This is a genomic window from Paenibacillus taihuensis, from assembly GCF_003386535.1.
Lineage (GTDB): Bacteria > Bacillota > Bacilli > Paenibacillales > Paenibacillaceae > Paenibacillus_Z > Paenibacillus_Z taihuensis.
Window position 1 is genome coordinate 108354 of sequence record NZ_QTTN01000004.1, and the last position, 17612, is coordinate 125965.

The 17612-nt window shown below is 47.0% G+C and carries 21 protein-coding genes and 2 pseudogenes; 4 read left to right on the forward strand and 19 right to left on the reverse strand.

Annotated elements, in window-relative coordinates:
- Nucleotides 1-96: 96 nt before the first annotated feature.
- From A8990_RS05075 to A8990_RS05125, 11 genes are all read right to left on the reverse strand, one after another.
- On the reverse strand, nucleotides 97-828 hold the full coding sequence (locus A8990_RS05075) for an FAD-dependent oxidoreductase (protein ID WP_116187937.1): 732 nt from the start codon (nucleotides 826-828) through the stop codon (nucleotides 97-99).
- 32 nt (nucleotides 829-860) lie between these two features.
- Complete coding sequence (locus A8990_RS05080) at nucleotides 861-1973, reverse strand: GerAB/ArcD/ProY family transporter (protein WP_116187938.1); 1113 nt, start codon at nucleotides 1971-1973, stop codon at nucleotides 861-863.
- Nucleotides 1970-3124 carry a Ger(x)C family spore germination protein gene (locus A8990_RS05085; protein WP_116187939.1) on the reverse strand — a complete coding sequence of 385 codons (1155 nt, stop codon included), beginning with the start codon at nucleotides 3122-3124 and terminating at the stop codon, nucleotides 1970-1972. Before A8990_RS05085 ends, A8990_RS05080 begins: the two co-directional genes overlap by 4 nt.
- Entirely contained in the window at nucleotides 3114-4580 is a 1467-nt protein-coding gene (locus A8990_RS05090; protein ID WP_181909408.1) for a spore germination protein, read from the reverse strand. The genes A8990_RS05085 and A8990_RS05090 overlap by 11 nt, the downstream gene beginning before the upstream one ends.
- A gap of 122 nt (nucleotides 4581-4702) precedes the next feature.
- Nucleotides 4703-5698, reverse strand: a complete 996-nt coding sequence (locus A8990_RS05095) for a zinc-dependent alcohol dehydrogenase family protein (RefSeq protein ID WP_116187941.1) — start codon at nucleotides 5696-5698, stop codon at nucleotides 4703-4705.
- Nucleotides 5680-5901 carry a hypothetical protein gene (locus A8990_RS05100; RefSeq protein WP_116187942.1) on the reverse strand — a complete coding sequence of 74 codons (222 nt, stop codon included), beginning with the start codon at nucleotides 5899-5901 and terminating at the stop codon, nucleotides 5680-5682. Before A8990_RS05100 ends, A8990_RS05095 begins: the two co-directional genes overlap by 19 nt.
- Nucleotides 5902-6120: 219 nt before the next feature.
- Complete coding sequence (locus A8990_RS05105) at nucleotides 6121-6780, reverse strand: NAD(P)H-dependent oxidoreductase (RefSeq protein ID WP_116187943.1); 660 nt, start codon at nucleotides 6778-6780, stop codon at nucleotides 6121-6123.
- 32 nt (nucleotides 6781-6812) lie between these two features.
- Complete coding sequence (locus A8990_RS05110; RefSeq protein WP_116187944.1) at nucleotides 6813-8222, reverse strand: MFS transporter; 1410 nt, start codon at nucleotides 8220-8222, stop codon at nucleotides 6813-6815.
- 76 nt (nucleotides 8223-8298) lie between these two features.
- Nucleotides 8299-9453 carry a Gfo/Idh/MocA family protein gene (locus A8990_RS05115; RefSeq protein ID WP_116187945.1) on the reverse strand — a complete coding sequence of 385 codons (1155 nt, stop codon included), beginning with the start codon at nucleotides 9451-9453 and terminating at the stop codon, nucleotides 8299-8301.
- Between the two features lie 300 nt (nucleotides 9454-9753).
- Nucleotides 9754-10512 (reverse strand): ABC transporter permease, encoded by a 759-nt coding sequence (locus A8990_RS05120; protein WP_116187946.1) that lies wholly within the window; start codon nucleotides 10510-10512, stop codon nucleotides 9754-9756.
- Entirely contained in the window at nucleotides 10509-11255 is a 747-nt protein-coding gene (locus A8990_RS05125; RefSeq protein WP_245995844.1) for an ABC transporter ATP-binding protein, read from the reverse strand. The genes A8990_RS05120 and A8990_RS05125 overlap by 4 nt, the downstream gene beginning before the upstream one ends.
- Nucleotides 11256-11535: 280 nt before the next feature.
- Here A8990_RS05125 and A8990_RS32685 point away from each other — a divergent pair, with 280 nt between their 5' ends.
- The 4 genes and pseudogenes from A8990_RS32685 to A8990_RS32565 all read left to right on the forward strand — a co-directional run bounded on the left by A8990_RS32685 (nucleotide 11536) and on the right by A8990_RS32565 (nucleotide 12557).
- A complete protein-coding gene (locus A8990_RS32685) occupies nucleotides 11536-11712 on the forward strand; it encodes a hypothetical protein (protein ID WP_425463881.1) in 177 nt (58 codons plus the stop codon).
- Nucleotides 11648-11875 (forward strand): annotated as a pseudogene (locus tag A8990_RS31975) (winged helix-turn-helix domain-containing protein); the annotation flags it as partial. The gene A8990_RS32685 and the pseudogene A8990_RS31975, both read left to right, overlap by 65 nt.
- A gap of 22 nt (nucleotides 11876-11897) precedes the next feature.
- Nucleotides 11898-12368, forward strand: a pseudogene (locus A8990_RS32560) (HAMP domain-containing protein); the annotation flags it as partial.
- A complete protein-coding gene (locus A8990_RS32565) occupies nucleotides 12366-12557 on the forward strand; it encodes a histidine kinase dimerization/phospho-acceptor domain-containing protein (protein ID WP_342772796.1) in 192 nt (63 codons plus the stop codon). The pseudogene A8990_RS32560 and the gene A8990_RS32565, both read left to right, overlap by 3 nt.
- Here A8990_RS32565 and A8990_RS32690 read toward each other — a convergent pair.
- The 8 genes from A8990_RS32690 to A8990_RS05175 all read right to left on the reverse strand — a co-directional run bounded on the left by A8990_RS32690 (nucleotide 12472) and on the right by A8990_RS05175 (nucleotide 17594).
- On the reverse strand, nucleotides 12472-12792 hold the full coding sequence (locus A8990_RS32690; protein WP_425463883.1) for an ATP-binding protein DrrA1-3 family domain-containing protein: 321 nt from the start codon (nucleotides 12790-12792) through the stop codon (nucleotides 12472-12474). The two genes, A8990_RS32565 and A8990_RS32690, sit on opposite strands and share 86 nt — an antisense overlap.
- A gap of 91 nt (nucleotides 12793-12883) precedes the next feature.
- Nucleotides 12884-13120, reverse strand: a complete 237-nt coding sequence (locus tag A8990_RS05145) for an ATP-binding cassette domain-containing protein (protein ID WP_181909409.1) — start codon at nucleotides 13118-13120, stop codon at nucleotides 12884-12886.
- Between the two features lie 108 nt (nucleotides 13121-13228).
- Entirely contained in the window at nucleotides 13229-14137 is a 909-nt protein-coding gene (locus tag A8990_RS05150) for an alkaline phosphatase family protein (RefSeq protein WP_116187951.1), read from the reverse strand.
- A gap of 25 nt (nucleotides 14138-14162) precedes the next feature.
- Nucleotides 14163-14594, reverse strand: a complete 432-nt coding sequence (locus A8990_RS05155) for a divergent PAP2 family protein (protein WP_116187952.1) — start codon at nucleotides 14592-14594, stop codon at nucleotides 14163-14165.
- A gap of 28 nt (nucleotides 14595-14622) precedes the next feature.
- Complete coding sequence (locus A8990_RS05160; RefSeq protein ID WP_116187953.1) at nucleotides 14623-15129, reverse strand: hypothetical protein; 507 nt, start codon at nucleotides 15127-15129, stop codon at nucleotides 14623-14625.
- A complete protein-coding gene (locus tag A8990_RS05165; protein ID WP_116187954.1) occupies nucleotides 15129-15740 on the reverse strand; it encodes a DedA family protein in 612 nt (203 codons plus the stop codon). The genes A8990_RS05160 and A8990_RS05165 overlap by 1 nt, the downstream gene beginning before the upstream one ends.
- A gap of 139 nt (nucleotides 15741-15879) precedes the next feature.
- On the reverse strand, nucleotides 15880-16608 hold the full coding sequence (locus A8990_RS05170) for a YheC/YheD family protein (protein WP_245995846.1): 729 nt from the start codon (nucleotides 16606-16608) through the stop codon (nucleotides 15880-15882).
- A gap of 191 nt (nucleotides 16609-16799) precedes the next feature.
- Entirely contained in the window at nucleotides 16800-17594 is a 795-nt protein-coding gene (locus A8990_RS05175) for a COG4705 family protein (protein WP_116187956.1), read from the reverse strand.
- Nucleotides 17595-17612: the final 18 nt, after the last annotated feature.

Consider the following 17612-nt stretch of genomic DNA (forward strand, 5'->3'; position numbering starts at 1 on the left):
TAGCCATCGCATGGATGGGGCACCGCATCGGCTTCAAGCTTCTGAATTCTTCCTTGTTCATCATGGACCGTAACAATCGCGCACGCTTCATTATCATTAATTTGACCCGAATCGGCTCGAAACAAGAAAACGAATGCCCCTGGGTTCCAACACGCTTTTAATGGATTCGCGTATATCCTCATCCTCTTGCTTTAATATTGTTGCTCCCCTCTCGATGACGGTCACTTCCGTTCCGAAGTTGGCGTACATGGAAGCGCATTCCAAGCCGATAAAGCCGCTTCCGACAATGACCAGTCGGCGAGGCAACTTATTCAGGCCAAGCAATGTCGTACTGCTGTATATGCGGCTGCTGCCACCTTCCACGGTCGGCATAACAGGTACAGCACCGGTGTTGATAAAGATCTGTATCGCTTTTATCGTGATTGATTCTTCCCCCTCCCCCTTCACGAGAACTTCGTGAGGCGATAAGAAAGAAGCTTGACCGTTAATGAGTTGAATATCTGACGTATTGCTTAGATTAGTTTGATGTTTGCTGCGCAAACTCGATACTAATTCCTCTTTGAAATTCCAAGCTTCTTCATAGGCTCTCGCTTTCTCGGCAAATTCGCTGATTCCTCTGGCAGCGATCATCTCGGCTGAGTGAATAAGTGATTTCGTTGGAATGCAGCCAATATTAATGCAAGTACCTCCGTACATTGCTGATGATTGCTCGACCACGGTTACTTGCCAGCCTTTTTTCGCGAGATAGGGAGCAAGTGTTTTGCCACCTTTCCAAACCCTATTATTAATGCATCCGTTTCTGATTGTATCATTCGCATGACCTCTCAATTCTTAGTAATCTCCGTCCGTTCATTGCAAGATCAAGGCGCTGAAAGCTTGCCTCTCGACTTTCTCAACAAGCCAACGATAAGCAAAAGCAGTGGAATTCCGACAATGAAGATCGGCAGTACGAATTCTTTCCAGAATACCGGGAATTTTACTTGCGATTCCACCAAGTTTCTCGGTGCCATGGCAATGAGGAAAAAAATCGCGGCTGCCACCCCAACCATACGCTTCCATTTCGAAATTCGGAACAGTTTGGCTGTTCCATAACTGGTTATGAACAAGTACAGAGACAATTTAATGAAGATGCTGAGAATCACAACGATGACAGCCAGTACATCAATATTCTGAATAAACTCCATAACCGATACATATTGTACGACCGAATAGACCGGATAAATTAAGTATGCCGGCAATACAGGACCAAGGACCATGCAAATGCTAAGAGACATCACGACGAGTAGGATGCCTGCCATAGCAACTCCGCCAGTCGCTGCGGTAATCGTTCTCTGCCCTGGAGAGACGAACCCTATCAACATGAGAACCATCACTGATTCCCCTAAGAATGAGAACACGCTAATGCTTCCTTGAGTAATTCCAACAAGTCCTTGCATAGGCACCAGTGGAGTTAACCTAAATAGATGGAAGTCTTTAGACAAGAATACGGTAATCAACAGAATCGTCCCAACGATGAAAGGGCCGATAATCTCGCTGCAACGACCTAAGGTTTGAATTCCCCCTGTAACGCAGAAGAGCATGACGGCAATCATCATGAGCATCACCGCCCAAGTCGGCGTTTTAGAAAACAAAGACATATTCACGAAATCCGAATACTCCCGAAGAATGATCCCTCCTACGGCAAACCATACCGCGAGATATGATCCTAATAGCAAATTGCCGAACCATTTTCCAGCAATAACAGGAGCAAACTCGGCAAAAGTTTGACCGGGAAACAGGACGGAGAGTTTGGCCGCAACGTAGGTTACACCGAGACTTAAAATAACGGCAAGGGTAATGGACATCCAAGCGGCTTGTCCGCTCTTCTTAAAGGCGTCGCTAATCGTCAATAAAGCAGTCATGCCGATTTCCATTATTGTTATCAGCCAAAATAATTGATTCGTCGAAAGCTTCATGCTGACCCCAACTTTCATTTTACGTGCACCGGTGATCCTTGCAGTCCGATCCGTTTAATTTCAAGTTTTGGATGGATGATGATTTCGGAATCCACGAAATTGGAATCCCATTTATCTCTGTTCCTTTTCCAGTAATGGGGATGCTGCCGATATACGGTTTCTCCGATGCCGAGCACATCCGCTTTGAGCGTTTTCTGCACCTTATGAATGAGCTGCATCATTTCTTTATTGATCTCTTGATTGAAGAGTCGCTGCAATTGCATAAGATTCGATTCATCAGTCAAATCAAGGGGCGAATCGTTCTCCTTCACAGTGATTTGCCCTTTAATCGTAATCTCTGTCTTGACGCTTCCTGACTTTAACAGCGTGGTTTGCATTTTACTCTTTGGATTTGAAATAAACCCGGTTACCGGACCAGGGGCTTCGACTGTTAGAACAGAGCTATCGATTAATCCTACGATCCACCCTCTGTTGTGCGATTCGTCGTAATCTAAGTATCCGAGCAGTTTATGACCATGACTGAACACGGCGCGCCCATAGAAGGTCATCGTCGGTATGCCGAGCTCTGGCTTGATCACCATCTTCACAACCGGAAGCGTGGGGTAGCTTCCTTCCCCTCTGGAAGCGATCAGATACTCCACCAAGGAAGTCCCCACTTCACCTCCGGCTGCTTGATGAATCTTAATCGGAGCCATTGCGGGCATTTTCTCAAGAGGGTACTTGATCTTCATTATCTCGAGCGCCGTGCCGTCTTTAACAATCCATAAATCAGTCCGGATCCGGCTTTTCGGATCGCGGGTATAGGAATCCAAGATCTCGGATATTCCATCGCGAGCAAGCGCCTCCCCGATGAAAAGATTACCCCTGTGCGCGCGGGTCATTGATCGGGACAAATACTTCTGCATCTCTTGGATTGCATCATAAACATTTTTGCCTCGGCTCGTTTCCAGGAAATAATCCGATTTCGACGACTCCTGTCCTTCGGCCGCCTTCGCAGGGATTAACATCTGAGCGCTGATGAGATAGCATTCACGCTTTTCACGGTCCAAATCAATGCCGCCGGCCAAATCAAATAGTTGATCATTCAATTCTTTGCGATCCCAGCATCCGCACAGCAAGGAGACGAATATGAGCATGATAATGAACGTTTTTTTTGCTTTACGCTTCATCACCTATCTTCCCCCTGAGCCTTGCAAATAGGTTTCGAAACCGTTTGGATTCGAGCTTTGGCGGTCTAATAAACACCTCTTTTATTCCTTCAGGACGCAAAGGTGAGACTGGCGACAGATATGGCACACCGAACGTTTCCAGTCGGGCCAGATGAACAAGCAGCGCGATTGTACCCATGGTAACTCCGTACAATCCAAACATGCCCGAAAGAATAAGCATTGGAAACTTCAATATTCGGAATGCTATGCTCATGTTGTACCGAGGAATAGCAAAAGAAGCAATTCCTGTCATGGAAACGACAATAACCATCGGAGCGGATACGATTCCGGCTTGAACTGCGGCTTGACCGATAACCAGAGCGCCAACGATGCTAACCGCGGAACCTGTTGCCTTAGGCAAGCGAATACCCGCTTCTCGAAGCCCTTCAAACATAAATTCAATCAACAGTGCTTCAATGACGCTAGGAAAAGGTACTCCTTCCCGTGCAGCGGTGAGACTGAATAGAAAGTTAGTCGGCATCAACTGGGAATGAAAAGTCGTGATAGCCACAAATAGCGAGGGCAGATACAGGGAGATCGCGAACAGAATCAACCTTGTCCATCTCATAAGGGAAGCGAAAATAAATCGCTCATAATAATCCTCTGCCGATTGAAAGGTCGTCCAGAAGGTCATCGGAACGATAAGCGCATTAGGAGTCCCGTCCGTTAGTACGGCAACCTTGCCTTCGAACAAATTTGCGCTTACGATATCAGGCCGCTCCGTAACTTGCATTTGCGGAAATGGAGAAAATGAGACGTCTTCGATCATTTCTTCTATGTATCCAGATTCCAAAATAGCAGTTGTTCGAATGCGGGCAATCCGTTCCTTGACTTGACTCAAGACTAATTCATCAACGATACCCTCTAGATAAACGATAATTAGCTTTGTTCTCGATATTGAGCCGACTGTGATTGGTTCTAGCTTGAGTTTCGTCGATTGTATCCTTTTGCGAATTAGAATGACATTGACTTCGATCTGTTCCGTAAAGCTGTCCCTGGGACCGCGAATCGTCTGTTCGAATGCCGGTTCCTGAATCGTTCGTCCATTCTTGGCCTTCAAGTCTAGGAAATAGCAGTCTGGACGTCCTTCCATAAATAAGACGGATTGTCCTTGAAGCAACCCCTCAACCGCTTCCTGTATGGACTCCGTTGTATCGCTTGAGGCAACCGTTGATAAATGAATATCCGTAAATAAGCTGTTCCACTGACTGGGAGTGTCGGGACGAAACAGTTCATTATTTATCTTGTCCGTGTCAGCCAGACCAGCGATATAAACAAGCAATGCCGCTGGAGCGTCGGACGGAAAGAACGGCCGGAATGTGATATCGAAACAATTATTGAACAAGCTCCTCAGAATCCGTTCGTTCTCCGCCAACCGCTGGCTAATTTTTCGATCCTTAGCTAGAACATCATCCAATATGTCTACACCTCACATCATCGAACGACAATAGCTTCTCACCCCAAAATCAAAACTATACCCAATAATAAACAAAGTGCTGCCCTTACATATGAACGGGCAGCACTTCAGAAATTAGCACATTACTCGATATTCACTACGACCTTACCGACTTGTTTCTCACCCATACTTCGATGGGCGTCCTCGATTTCGTCTAACGTAAATATCCGTTGATTCAGAATCGGTTTTAACAAGCCTTGGCTATATAATGCCGCGATTTCACGGAGAATCTCGCCGTGATGCGCACGCCCTTCTCCGGTTAGCAATGGCATGAGGGTAAATACCCCCGAATACGTTCCCGCACGGAAAGAAAGCGGCGCGAGACTATGAGTGCCCCAGCCTAATATACTGACCGCGTGACCCGTATATTTCTTTACGGCACGGAATGAATCATCCAATGTCGCACCACCAACGGTATCCAATACAACATCGAAGCCTTCCCCTCCAGTATGCTTCTGTACATAGTCATCAACCGATGTGTCCGTATAATCGATTGGCGTCGCGCCTAGATTCTTAATGACGGTCTGACTTGCCCCAGATCCCGTCGCGAAAACGTTAGCGCCTCGCTGCTTTGCAAGCTGGATCGCAATATGACCGACCCCGCCAGCTCCGCCGTGTATGAGCACTGTTTGCCCGGACTGGATCTTGGCTTGATCAATAAGGGCTTCCCATGCGGTAATGGCGATCAACGGCAATGCAGCCGCGTCTCGCATCGACATGCTTTCCGGCATTTTAGCAAGCAGCGCAGCATCCACTGCTGCATATTCCGCTAATGAGCCTTGTACACCGCCAACGCCGCCGGTCATGCCGTAAACGGCATCTCCAGGCTTGAAATCGGTAACATCAGCTCCAACTTCTTCGACGACCCCCGCCATATCAATCCCCAGAATTGCGGGCGTTGTTGTCTTGGTGTGCGCAGCTACGCCTTCCTTAGTTTTCAGATCGAGCGGATTCACGCCGCTTGCTTTGATTCTCACAAGCACCTCCCCTTTTTGCGGAGTAGGCCGCGGTGTTTCCCTGATGGTGAATGGCGCTTTGAATTGCTCCAAAATGGCAGCTTTCATTGTTGCTTCCGACATGCGTGATTCTCCTTTTCATATACTTGTTTGCCTTTCTTAACGAAGGACAAGCCATCTATTTCTTCTCCAGGAGATTGAACGATCGTAAGTTTGGGCAAGAAATCAGAATGAGTCATAGGCGTCATCCGATCCAGTTCTTCCAAATCTTCCTCAGGCAATGCTTCAAATAGTCCGATTCGCGACAAATACCATAGTTTATCCATCCATCTGTTACTCCGTTCTAAAGAATCCCACCCCTATGTTATCCTTGATAATCATTCTTAGTCAATGCGATATCCCCTCTCCACGTTTAATAAGCCCATCTTTTGTGGCGGAACCTAAGCTCCCTCCAAATTGCATTCTGCGAATGCTTCCCCACCGGTAAATACATTGCCATCGATTTTAATTTTGGCATCAAGTGTAAAAGCTCGGCAAAACGTCTTCTATATCCATTCGGATACTTGCTCCATCGTTCTTCTTGTTTTATCACGCGGTTCTTTTGCCCGATAACCGAAAGCGACCATCACGCTTACTTCATACTCATCGTCTCCGAGCAATCCTCGTTTTTCCAAAATTTCGTTAACTCTATCTGGCACGAAGCCTTCGATCGGACAAGAATCGATTCCGATCATCGCCGCGGAAGTCATCATGTTCCCTAGCGCGATGTAGGTTTGCTTGGAAGCCCAGGCTGTTCTCGCTCGTTCGTTATCGAGATGGAACGAATCGAAGAATTCGTGCCATGCTCCCACGTTGTTTCGCACCATCTCAGCCGGATATTTTTTAACCTTCGTCAGCTGTTCATAAATATAAGGGGATTCCGGGATAAGTCCTTTACGAGCAAGAATAACGACCATGTGACTCGCTGTAGGCAGTTGATTGTACGCGCCGTAAGCGAACGGCCGAAGCTCTTCCCGAAGTTCCGAATTTTGGACGACTAGAAATTTCCACGCCTCAAGACCGTTGGAACTAGGCGATAATCTCCCTGTTTCCAGGATAAACCGGAAATCATTTTCGGATATTTTTCGGGTTGGGTCAAATGCTTTCGTTGCATGTCTAAAATGAAATGCTTCCAGCACTCTTTCTTTTGTCGCGCTCGAATTCATGTCGGTTCCTCCTCGGTGTGCTGCATAATTTGTTAAGCTTGCTGCAACGCTGCCTTTTTCTTTCTCATGCCTGGCAAGGCCAAGAACAACGCGAATAATGCGAAGCAGCCGCCTACGACTAATGCCGTATGAAATCCCGACAGCATCGCTTCGTTGGACGACGGATCGGTTGCCGAAGCGGTCACCGAGCTCGCGATCGTAGCCAGAATGGACAATCCAAGGCTGCCTCCTAGCTGCAGGAACGTATTTACGATACCGCCTGCGACGCCGTGCTCCTCGATTCGCACATCCCGCACGGAACCTACGATGATTGCCGTAAATCCGGCTGCCGTCGAGAGACCTAATAGAACGAAGACCGGTAAAATAAATGCGGCATAGGCGCTGTCCATGGACATGGTGCTTAACCAGAACATGCCGAGTGCATTAACGAGCTGCGAAACAATCAACAACATTTTCGCTCCGAATATACGCATGAAGTAAGGCGTGATTTGGGTGGCTAGAACGGACGATAATCCGAGCGGCAGGAAAGCCAAGCCCGTTATTAATGAAGAATAGCCAAGCGCATGGAAATACAGCGTCGAGAAATAAATAAATGCGGTCATGAAGGAATACATTAAGAATCCGATAATATTCGACGATACTAGCGAACCGATACGGAACAACCGGAGCGGCATGAGCGGGTTTTTGGCGTATTTCTCGATGAAGACGAATCCGACCAGAATAAGGGCTCCGGCGATTAAGGTCGTGATTTTCGCGGTCGACCAACTGCCGTCGACATCAGGCATGGACAACCCGTATACGAGAACGAATATGCCTGACAGCACGGCAATTGCGCCGGGCAAATCAATGGATTGCTTGTTCTTTTGCTCCATCGGCCGTTCTTTGACAAACACTAACCCGAGTATGATCGCAACCCCGAGCGGGACGTTCAAGAAAAACAAGGAGCGCCAGCCGAGCGAGTCCGTCAGCAGCCCGCCAACGATTGACCCCGCCGCGAAACCGCCCGAACCCAGCGCGCCGAAGATGGCAAAAGCTTTATTCCGTTGCGCGCCTTCGGGAATCGACGTGCTAATGAGCGACATGGCCGCGGGAATGGACAACGCAGCGCCGATCCCTTGAATCGCCCTGCTCGCAATGAGCCAAACCGGATTCATCGCGAATCCGCCGGCGAGCGCAGCAATCGCGAAAATCGCTAAACCGAGCGTTAACACGCGTTTCCTCCCGATCAAGTCGCTCGCACGTCCGCCGATAAGCAGAAAACAAGCGAAGGTGAGGACATAAGCCGTGACGATCCACTGTAAATTATTTGCATTCATATGCAGCGCCGATTGAATAGCCGGTAACGCCACGGTTACCGTGGATGAATTCATGACTTCCAAAAATTGCGCAAGACAAACTAAAATCAATAACAACATATTCGCTTTCGAAATCCGGTCGCCCACGTCATTAACTCTCCTCGTTTAGTTTTTTATTTCTTGGTGCTCCACGGCGCACGAACCGTTTAAGCAGGCTTGGCCTTTACGAATTAATGTGGTATTGATTCACTTTTTGCTCGACCCCGGTACGGGAAGCCGTCATGATCGTGTCATATAACAGGTGGCGTTTGACTGCATGCGCGAAGTCCGGCGTTTCATTCGTGCCTTCGCGAACATCTTTAGCCAAGCTCGCGTAAAATTTCCCGATGTTGCTTGATCTCGCCGGTCCTTCTGGAATCGCTTTGATATCTTCGGTATATTGGCTGGGAATGACGATCTCAGTGAGCGTCTTGTCTTCGCCTTTGCCGCCCTTCAATTTCAATTCGGTATTTTGCATATTTCCGTTGAAATCGGCGGTGATGACAAGTTCTCCGTCCGTGCCGATGATCTCCCAACGCAAGTCGAAGTCACGCGAAGTTCCGCTGCGATATAAGGTCGTCGCCAACACGCCACTTTCAAGCGTGCCGATTATGGCCATATGATCCGGAGCCGTCACTTTGAGCGTCGTCCCATCATCCGCTATTTGGACCTCAGGGTGACGAACTTCAAGCTTCGCGGACACGTTATCGTAATCGCCGAGCACGTAATTCAGCCCGTCGATGGCATGAAGTCCCGCAGACGCTAACATGGTCGCGCCGGCGTTCACGTCGTACGTATAAGCGAATTTTCGGATTGTGACGGGCTCCCAGATCAAGCCAGTCCCAGATAAAGTAGTTGCGAGTACGTTGCCGATATAGCCTTGTGCGATCAAATCTCGGGCGTGTTGGATTGCCGGAGAGTAGCGCGCCTGCAAGCCGATAAACGTCCGAACGCCTGCCTCCTTGGCACGGTTTGCCAAGTCCTGCGCCTGCTCCGTGGACATGCCAAGCGGCCATTCGCTGTATACCATTTTACCTGCTTCGATAGCAGCTAGAGCGATATCGTAATGGTATTGCATATTAATAGCGATCACGACAAGGTCTACTTCAGGATGCTGAATCAGTTCCTGGTAATTATCGAATCCGGGAACGCCGAACGCTTCGGCAGCGGCATCCGCGGATTCGCGGTTGCTCGTGCTCACCGCAACCAGTCGGAAGCCCGGCAAGGCTTGAACCGCCGGGATGTGCGCTGCGACAGCCCACCCTGGGTTGGACGGACTTGCTCCGATAATACCTACACCGATTTTTTTATGATTGGCTTGCTGTTGATGATTGGACATTTTAGTTCCTCCTCTAATCTAATTGGCAATCGTGGAACTCGGACTCTGTTATTCGAGTTCATTAGTGGACCACGGTCCGCTTGATAACAATATAACTGGACCGTGGTCCGGTTGTCAATTGGATAATATTAAAACACGGGGGAAATATAATTTAGCCGCTCTTCCACAAGCGATGAACGTGGGAATGCATTAAAAATACAAAAAAAACAGCCAACTACGCAAAGTAGGCGGCCGTTCTATGTCTGCCAAATATTAACTCTCCGAGATGCTGGAGCATGATTCCTCACCACTTCTTCTAATTTAGGAATCTTGAAAAACCACGACTTGCAAGTCCTTCGTAAACACCAATTTGTAACACAGCACACTAAGCAGAATGCTCGTTATTGCTGCAGATCCCGTAAACGAGAATACGATTAAGATTTGGTACCTCACTGCCTCCACCGGTGAGGCTCCTGCAACAATCATCCCCGTCATCATGCCTGGAAGCTGTACAAGGCCAACGGTTTTCATGCCGTCTATGGTAGGGATCATGCTGAACTTAACAATCCGCTTCCGTACTTGATGCAAGGCTTGTTGAGCGCTTGCCCCTAGTGATAACAGCGCTTCAATTTCCCCTCTTGAAGAAACAGCCTCTCGCTTAAGTTGATTCATAAACAATCCGGCGACAACCATAGCATTACCGATCGTCATTCCGCTAAGGGGGATAATATATTGCGGTGTTGCTTTTATGAGATGTAGACCAAGAAGCATGCCCATCATTAGGACTTCCATTACGGAAATAGAAATGGCTATTCGCCACACAACGCCGTGCATGCCGCCTCCACGCTTAGCTGCATTCCATGAAGCGACTCCGATCATAACGCAAATAATGACCACGAGAATAACGTAATTCTCCGTTTGAAAAACATATTGAAGCACATAGCCGATCAACAGTAGCTGTACCGCAGATCGGATTGTACCGATTGCGATCTCCTTCTCCAGCCCGAGCTTCTGCCAATAGGAAATCATCATCGTAGCGAATACGAACAGCAATGTAAAACTCAATGTGAATAGGGTCATGTCGCAAGCACCTCAGCTTGCCCGCTAATGATGAACTGACTTGCTGCTTCTGTGGATGGGGATATGAAGAACTGTTTAGCCGGTGCGTCTTCTAGAATCGTCCCTTCTGCCAAGAACCAAGTTCGCGTGCTGACCCGCTCCGCTTGTTTGAGATCATGCGTTATTCCAATCATGATCGTACCTTCATTTCGATGCCAGTCTTTCAAGAGCTCCTCTATGGCTAACGTATTCGTGACATCCAATGATGAGGTGACTTCATCAAGCAAAAGCACGGTTGGACGCAGCATCAGCGATCGAATCAGTGCTATTCTCTGCATTTGGCCACCGGATAGCTCGCGAGCATCTTTCTTCAAATCAACATCAGAGAGCTTCGCTGCAGCTAGCAGCCGTTTTGCTAACTGAGAATCATATGTAAGTTGATGAAGCTGACTCGGCACCTTAAGATTATCCTCTACGGTTCCTGTCAGCATGACAGCTTGCTGCGCTACATAGCAGATCTGTTTTCGCCAGAATCGAGGATGTTGGTTGCGAAATGAAATGCCTTCCAACAACATGTCCCCTTCATCTGGTGAATGGAGTAAGGAGAACATACGCAGCAACGTACTCTTTCCTTGCCCTGACGCACCGAGTAACGAAATCCACTCTCCTCTTACAACCTCAGCGCTAATATTGGATAAAAGGTACTTATCATCCGTTTTGTTCATGTGAAATGGCCGTTTAGCGAGCTGTTTGATTTCGAACATACGCATTTCTCCTTTCGACTGCTTCATGCTCCGCTTTGATTTTCTCATCAAATTCTAATTTTACTCACACTACCTTCTCATGTACGAATGCTATAGTAAGGGTGTCTAAGACAAGACACTTCGTTTGAGGAGGAATACAAAGTGAAAAGAAAATGGATTTTGGCTGCAGCTCTGTTGACTGTTATCGCAGCTGGTTCCGGGACCTGGTTGCACGCATATGCTTCCGCGGATAAAACAGCAGCGCCGAATACAGCGACAACTCCGGCTCAGGAACAATCAGATGGTGACGGTGAGTATGCTGATGATCAAGAGCAATCGGATGGCGATGGCGAACAAGCGGACGATCAAGAACAAGAAGATAACGCCGGCAATCAGAATGCAGACAATGACGCCAGGAGATTCCGCTTACCAAGCGGGAGTTCGACTTGCTTTTCGTGCTTATTCGAAACGCGAATAACGTATTAAGCCGCGATCAGCTGCTGGACCTTGTCTGGGGCTTCGAGACAGGCGTTGAAACGAATATTGTTGACGTCTACATTCGTTATGTCAGACAAAAGCTTGGTGATGGCGATAAATACATTCAAACGATTCGCGGAGTCGGCTACATAATGAAGAGGTGATACGGAACGACTTGAGGAAAGTAAAAGATTCATGGAACGCTTTGTTCAAACCAATCAGATGTTCAGACTTCTCGATCACAGCGGACACGTCGTTATGGCGCTGACCAACAACCTTCCCGCTGATTGGGTCCCCATCCGATCTTCAGAGCTTGAAACACTGACCAGTTATACGCACGGTCAAGATCATTTTCTTGTTATTCGAGCTCCCATTCATGCGGAAGCTTATAACGGATACTTGGAATTCGCCAGTAATCTAGAAAACATTGATGCAATGAAATACCGATTGAAACAACTCATGCTCACGCTCGGCATTGTAGGCATTGCCGTCAGTGCGATTGGCGGATTTTTCGTCGCTTGGCGCTTACTCCGACCATTGGACCGATTAGCTACCGCAATGACAGCTATTCAAAAGAATGGATTAAGTGAACGCGTAGAATACCGAAACAATGGCGACGAGCTCGCGCGATTGTCAGCCATCTTTAATGAGATGATGGATGAACTCGAGCGATCCTTCAAGCGGCAAAGCCAGTTTGTCGAGGATGCTTCCCATGAATTCCGCACCCCTATCGCGATTATTGAAGGGCATCTGAAATTGCTTAATCGTTGGGGATTTGCAAGAAAACATCTTCCAATGTCTGTTTCTTGCGCTCGATATTATGGATTTCAACGTTGTTCTGAATGAGCGTGGAGAGGACATGATTCAGAATTTCATCGAATTCAAGGATGTCGATTTCATTCCCTTCCCCTCTGAAAAGCTGAAGATCCGGATGGGCTGATTTTAAGATGCGAATTGCTTCCTCAGGTGCGTTTACTTCTAGTGTTAAACGGTCATTCATCGATCCGCTGCGCAAATCCGCAAGCGTTGCTGTCGTGACCCATTTTCCACGATCAATGACACCTACCCGATCACATATCATCTCTAGCTCTGTAAGCAGATGACTCGAGATGAGGATGCTCTTGCCTTGTTTGGTCAATTTCAATAACAAATCGCGAAATTCACGAATACCGCTAGGATCTAGACCATTCGTTCAAATTCTCTAATCCCGATAAGTAAGGGTATAATTCGGGGTTCTCGACAATCGTTCCGATTTCTTGCATAGCTAATCGCCTTGCTGTCTGCATATCGTGTCCGCAGATATGTATAGATCCGGTAGTAGGCTTAGCAAGCCCGACAAGCATCCGAATGGTCGTTGTCTTCCCTGCACCATTCGGTCCTAGCAGGCCGAAGATCTCTCCTTTTTGCACCGAGAATGAGATATCCTCCACGATGGTTCATTGATCCATTCGTTTCGTTAACCCGCTTACTTTCAATACTTCAGCCATATTATCGCCCTCCAGTTCGAATACCTGCAATTACTTCCAAACACTTGTAATCGGCGCTGAATTGCGACTCGCTCCTGAACGAGACAGTCCGTAGAGGTCTTCAATCGTTCGCAACACATTGTAGTGATTGATACGCTCGTTGTATTTGCCTGGCTTGATCATGGAACCAACCATAATAACGGGGATCTGATTCTTCTTCGAAAAGTCATCTTCATCCCAAGTGAGGATGAGCAAGCTCTGATGCTTCATGGCCCAGTCTGCGTAAGCGCTCAAATTCCCCTTCAACCAATCGTCTGCCTGCTTGACTGTTCCATCATGCATATCATCTTGATGATTGGGAATGACGAAGGATACCGTTGGCAGTTTATCAAACTGTTGCGGGAATGCGGTAAAAGGTTGGTTTAGCTTCGCAGGAATATTCGTGAATTGGACCCATGGATTATGCTTGCGGCCATATCCTTTGTAGGTGCAGCCCGTAAATCCAACTCGAGGTAAATCTTCTGAGTATCCGGCGAACGTCAGATTCGACTTCAACAACTGATGTCCCAAATTGTCTGATTGAAACGGCTTCTTGCAAGAATCGTCCTTTACTCCTTGCGAGGAGCCAGAGAACAAAGCCATGTAGTTAGGTTGAGATGGATGCGTAATTGCGTAGGCATTCGTAAATAATGCGCCTTGCTTTATCAACTTGTTCATAAATGGAGCATTCGAGCTGTTTACGATCTGTTTGTATGCGTGATTCTCTTCAATGACGACCACGATGTGCTTAACCGGAATATTCGGAAACCTCGCCGTCTTAACTGCAGCTAATTCTACATCCGTCTCGGCCGAATTCGCCGGTGTCGATTGTACTGTACTTACGCTTGCAGGTGCTTCAGAGCACCCTGCCAGTAATGCGGAGAGCGATATTGCAACGATGAAACTTTTTAAATGGTTCATAAGACTCCTCAAATCGTTCTAATAATTAGTTCATCAATAGACCAATCACAACGCCAAGAACGGCACCTGCACATACTTCAATGGGACGATGCCCGAGCATTTCTTTCAGCGTTCCTTCTTCTTGCAGCTCTTTGGAATGAGCCGGGAATAAACGAATAATTCGGTTCAATATGGTCGCATGCGTACCCGCATGTCTGCGGATGCCCATCGCATCATACATCGTGATCACACTGAATAGTACAGCAAGCGCAAACATGCTGGAATGAAATCCATCCGCCAATCCGATTGAAGCTGCAAGGGAACAAACGGCAGCAGAATGCGAGCTAGGCATGCCACCCGTGCTAACGGCAATTTTCAGATCCAACGTCCGCTTAGTCAGTAGATTGATCGGTATCTTCAACGTTTGAGCAGCGACAATAGCTATTAACGCAGTAAGCAGCGGAATATTAAAAATGATAGGTCACTCCTCGTGATGGGTAGCGTATTTACGAACGGCGTCGTTGATTATTAGTATGCATCTTCTTTTTCCCTACCATGAAGAGCATGACAAGAAATATTAGAACCGGCATGACCCATTTATCGATATCTAGGCTTGACTGCTTTGCCTTCGCGTGCGAAGGAGCCGCATTTGAAGCGAAGTTTAACGATACTCGGTGTTGCTCATTCGCAAATGGACTGGATAACTGTATATCCACGATATACTCCCCTTGGCGTAAGGTAGGAACCTGGTGGAACGTTAGTTTCATCACCTTGCCGGGAGGCAATGTCATATTAGCATGCTGCATCTTGTCACCTTGTTTCTGATAAACAAGTGCATTCTGCGAAGTATCAATGGCTTTATTGATCTGAACGGAACAATCGGTTCGCACTATCGGGTTATCCGGGTTCTTGATCAGAATTTCCAACACTGGTGAACTTGGTGGCGTATAACGATACTCTGCCTGCTGGACGATAAGATCAGCGATGGAGACGTTCGGCACCGCAGGAATCATTAAGCCTCTCTCCTCCTCTTCCGCAATAACCAGTATACGAGCAACAAAACTGCTGCTCCTGCAAGAGCGTAGCTAATCGGATGAAGGTACGTTTCGATTGAATCTGCATTCGCGCCGAGTTTTAGCCCTGCATATGCAAGTGCCATATTCCAGGGGATACAACCTAACAAGGAGAACAATAAAAACTTCATGAAAGGCATCCTTGCGATACCGGCGGGCAATGAGATAAAAGTTCGAATAAATGGTAAATTTCTTGCGAAGAATACGGTACTCTGACCATAACGCTCAAACCATCGTTGAGACTGTTCGAAATGTGCGGCATTAAATAATACATATTTGCCATAGCGTTCGAGCAGCGTTCTTCCTCCAAACGCCCCGATATAGTAAGCAATGACGGAACCGACAACATTGCCTGCAACTCCTGCGAGTACGACTTCGGCATATGTCATTGAACCTGTAGATACTGCTGCTCCACCACTAAGCATGATAACTTCACTCGGTATCGGGATACAGGCGCTCTCAAGAATCATTCCGATGAAGATTCCCGTGATACCCAGTGCATGGATAAGCTGGATCGCCAAATTGGATATCCATTCGATGAACTGATGCATAAAAACTCGAACACTCCTTTTACTCCTGTATACATACCTAGAGAATGACTAATCCTAATGTAGACTGAATTCCTAAACCTGTTCTGAAGAGATTCTTAACATTTTCTTAAGTGACGACAAAAGTAAAGAGCCTGATCAATCAGGCTCTCGATTTCGGATATGATTTTGCATATCGCATTATTTTTCTAAACATCGATTTCTTCGGATGTTTGCGGAAGATATACGGATCCGGACTCGTGTTCACTTCTAATATCCATGGCCGGAGTGATTTATCGAGGGCAACATCAAGCCCAATTACATAGACACCCGGGAATGCTCTCTGCATCGCTTTCCCTGCCGTCACTCCCAGTTTCGAGAGTGAAGTTAATTTCTCTTCAACAGCATCGGTATGACCTGAAAGCAAACGATTAGCAGTGACGATTGTACCCCCACTGTGGAAATTGGTTACGATTTTGTTCTTAGCGGCAACTCTGCCAATGATACCAGTCGTCTCCCAACGACGGTTAGGAGCGTATTGTGCCATCACTCTAAGATCGAAGCGTCTTCCATTGTGCTTAAGCAAATGAATGCCTTTCTGTACGAGGTAATTTTTCTTGTTTGTGTTCTTTAGAATGGAACGGTACATGTTATCGAAATCTTTGAAGGAACGCACTCGCTCTTTGACTTGGAACTGATACCCCTCTTCTGTTCGTTTTACGCGCATGACACCAATACCAAACGAACCTGCGACTGGCTTAATATAAACCATCTCATACTTCTTCAATAAGGTTCTCAGCGATACGTTGCTCATACGAACCGTTTCGGGAACATAATCCGATAAGTTGCTATCCTTCAAGAGCGCAGCAGTTTTCTTCCATTTGCTGCTCACACGACGGGACATGCTCATCCTCCATTCTTGTGCAAGGTGATTCGTTACTACAATATTCGTTACCAGTCTTCACGTTGTTAGGTTTCTATAACTACATTAAAAATTTAAGGAATGAAAGCAGCAGAGCCCCTTTCAAGAAAAATAGCTGTTAAGCGAATTATAATCCGCCTAACAGCTATTATCAGCTATTATTAGCTTGCCAATCTCGATTCGATCTCTGAACTCTCTGCAGGCTTTCCGCCTTTCATGATAACAAGGATAACGATGAATACCGTTAATACGAAGGTAACAACGCCTTTGCTATATCCAAGTCCTCCGCTGCTATGAGCTGCCGACAGCCAGTCTGCGAATGAAGCACCGACAGGCCGCGTCATAATATAAGCGAACCAGAATGCTGCGATTTCTTTCAAACCGAAGAACCAGTACCCAATAGCAGGGAGTAGTAAAATGACAGAGAACATAATACCCGATGATAGATAACCGAGATTCATACTGTTAGCTGTCATATCACCAGCCGCAGTACCGAGCGCGAAAGTGGTTACAACGGTTAACCAATAGAATACTTCTCTTCTTCTTGTATGGATACTATGAACGGAGAGAGTCTTTTCCTTCACATACCAAGTGATGAGAATAGCAGCGAGCGCGGCAACAAAGAATAAGGTCGATGCGATATATGGGATGCCTAGACCTACTCGGATGGCATCAGCTGCGGTAGTCCCGAAGATACTGACCATGATGACAACGAGCCAGTATATCCCAGCCACATACTTGCGAACCTTGAACTGCATTATCATCGCAACAATAAAGATGATGAGACTGACAGGAACCGAGAATATCGGATTCAGCTTCTCGAATAGATAATCGGATGCAACTTCGCCCATTCCCGTTGTTAATAGCTTCGTAATCCAGAAGAACAGAGTGATTTCCGGTACCTTAGCAAATATAGTTTTGGACACGTCTTTCAATCTTGTTTGTTGTTTTGACATCGAATCCACCTCTTTCCG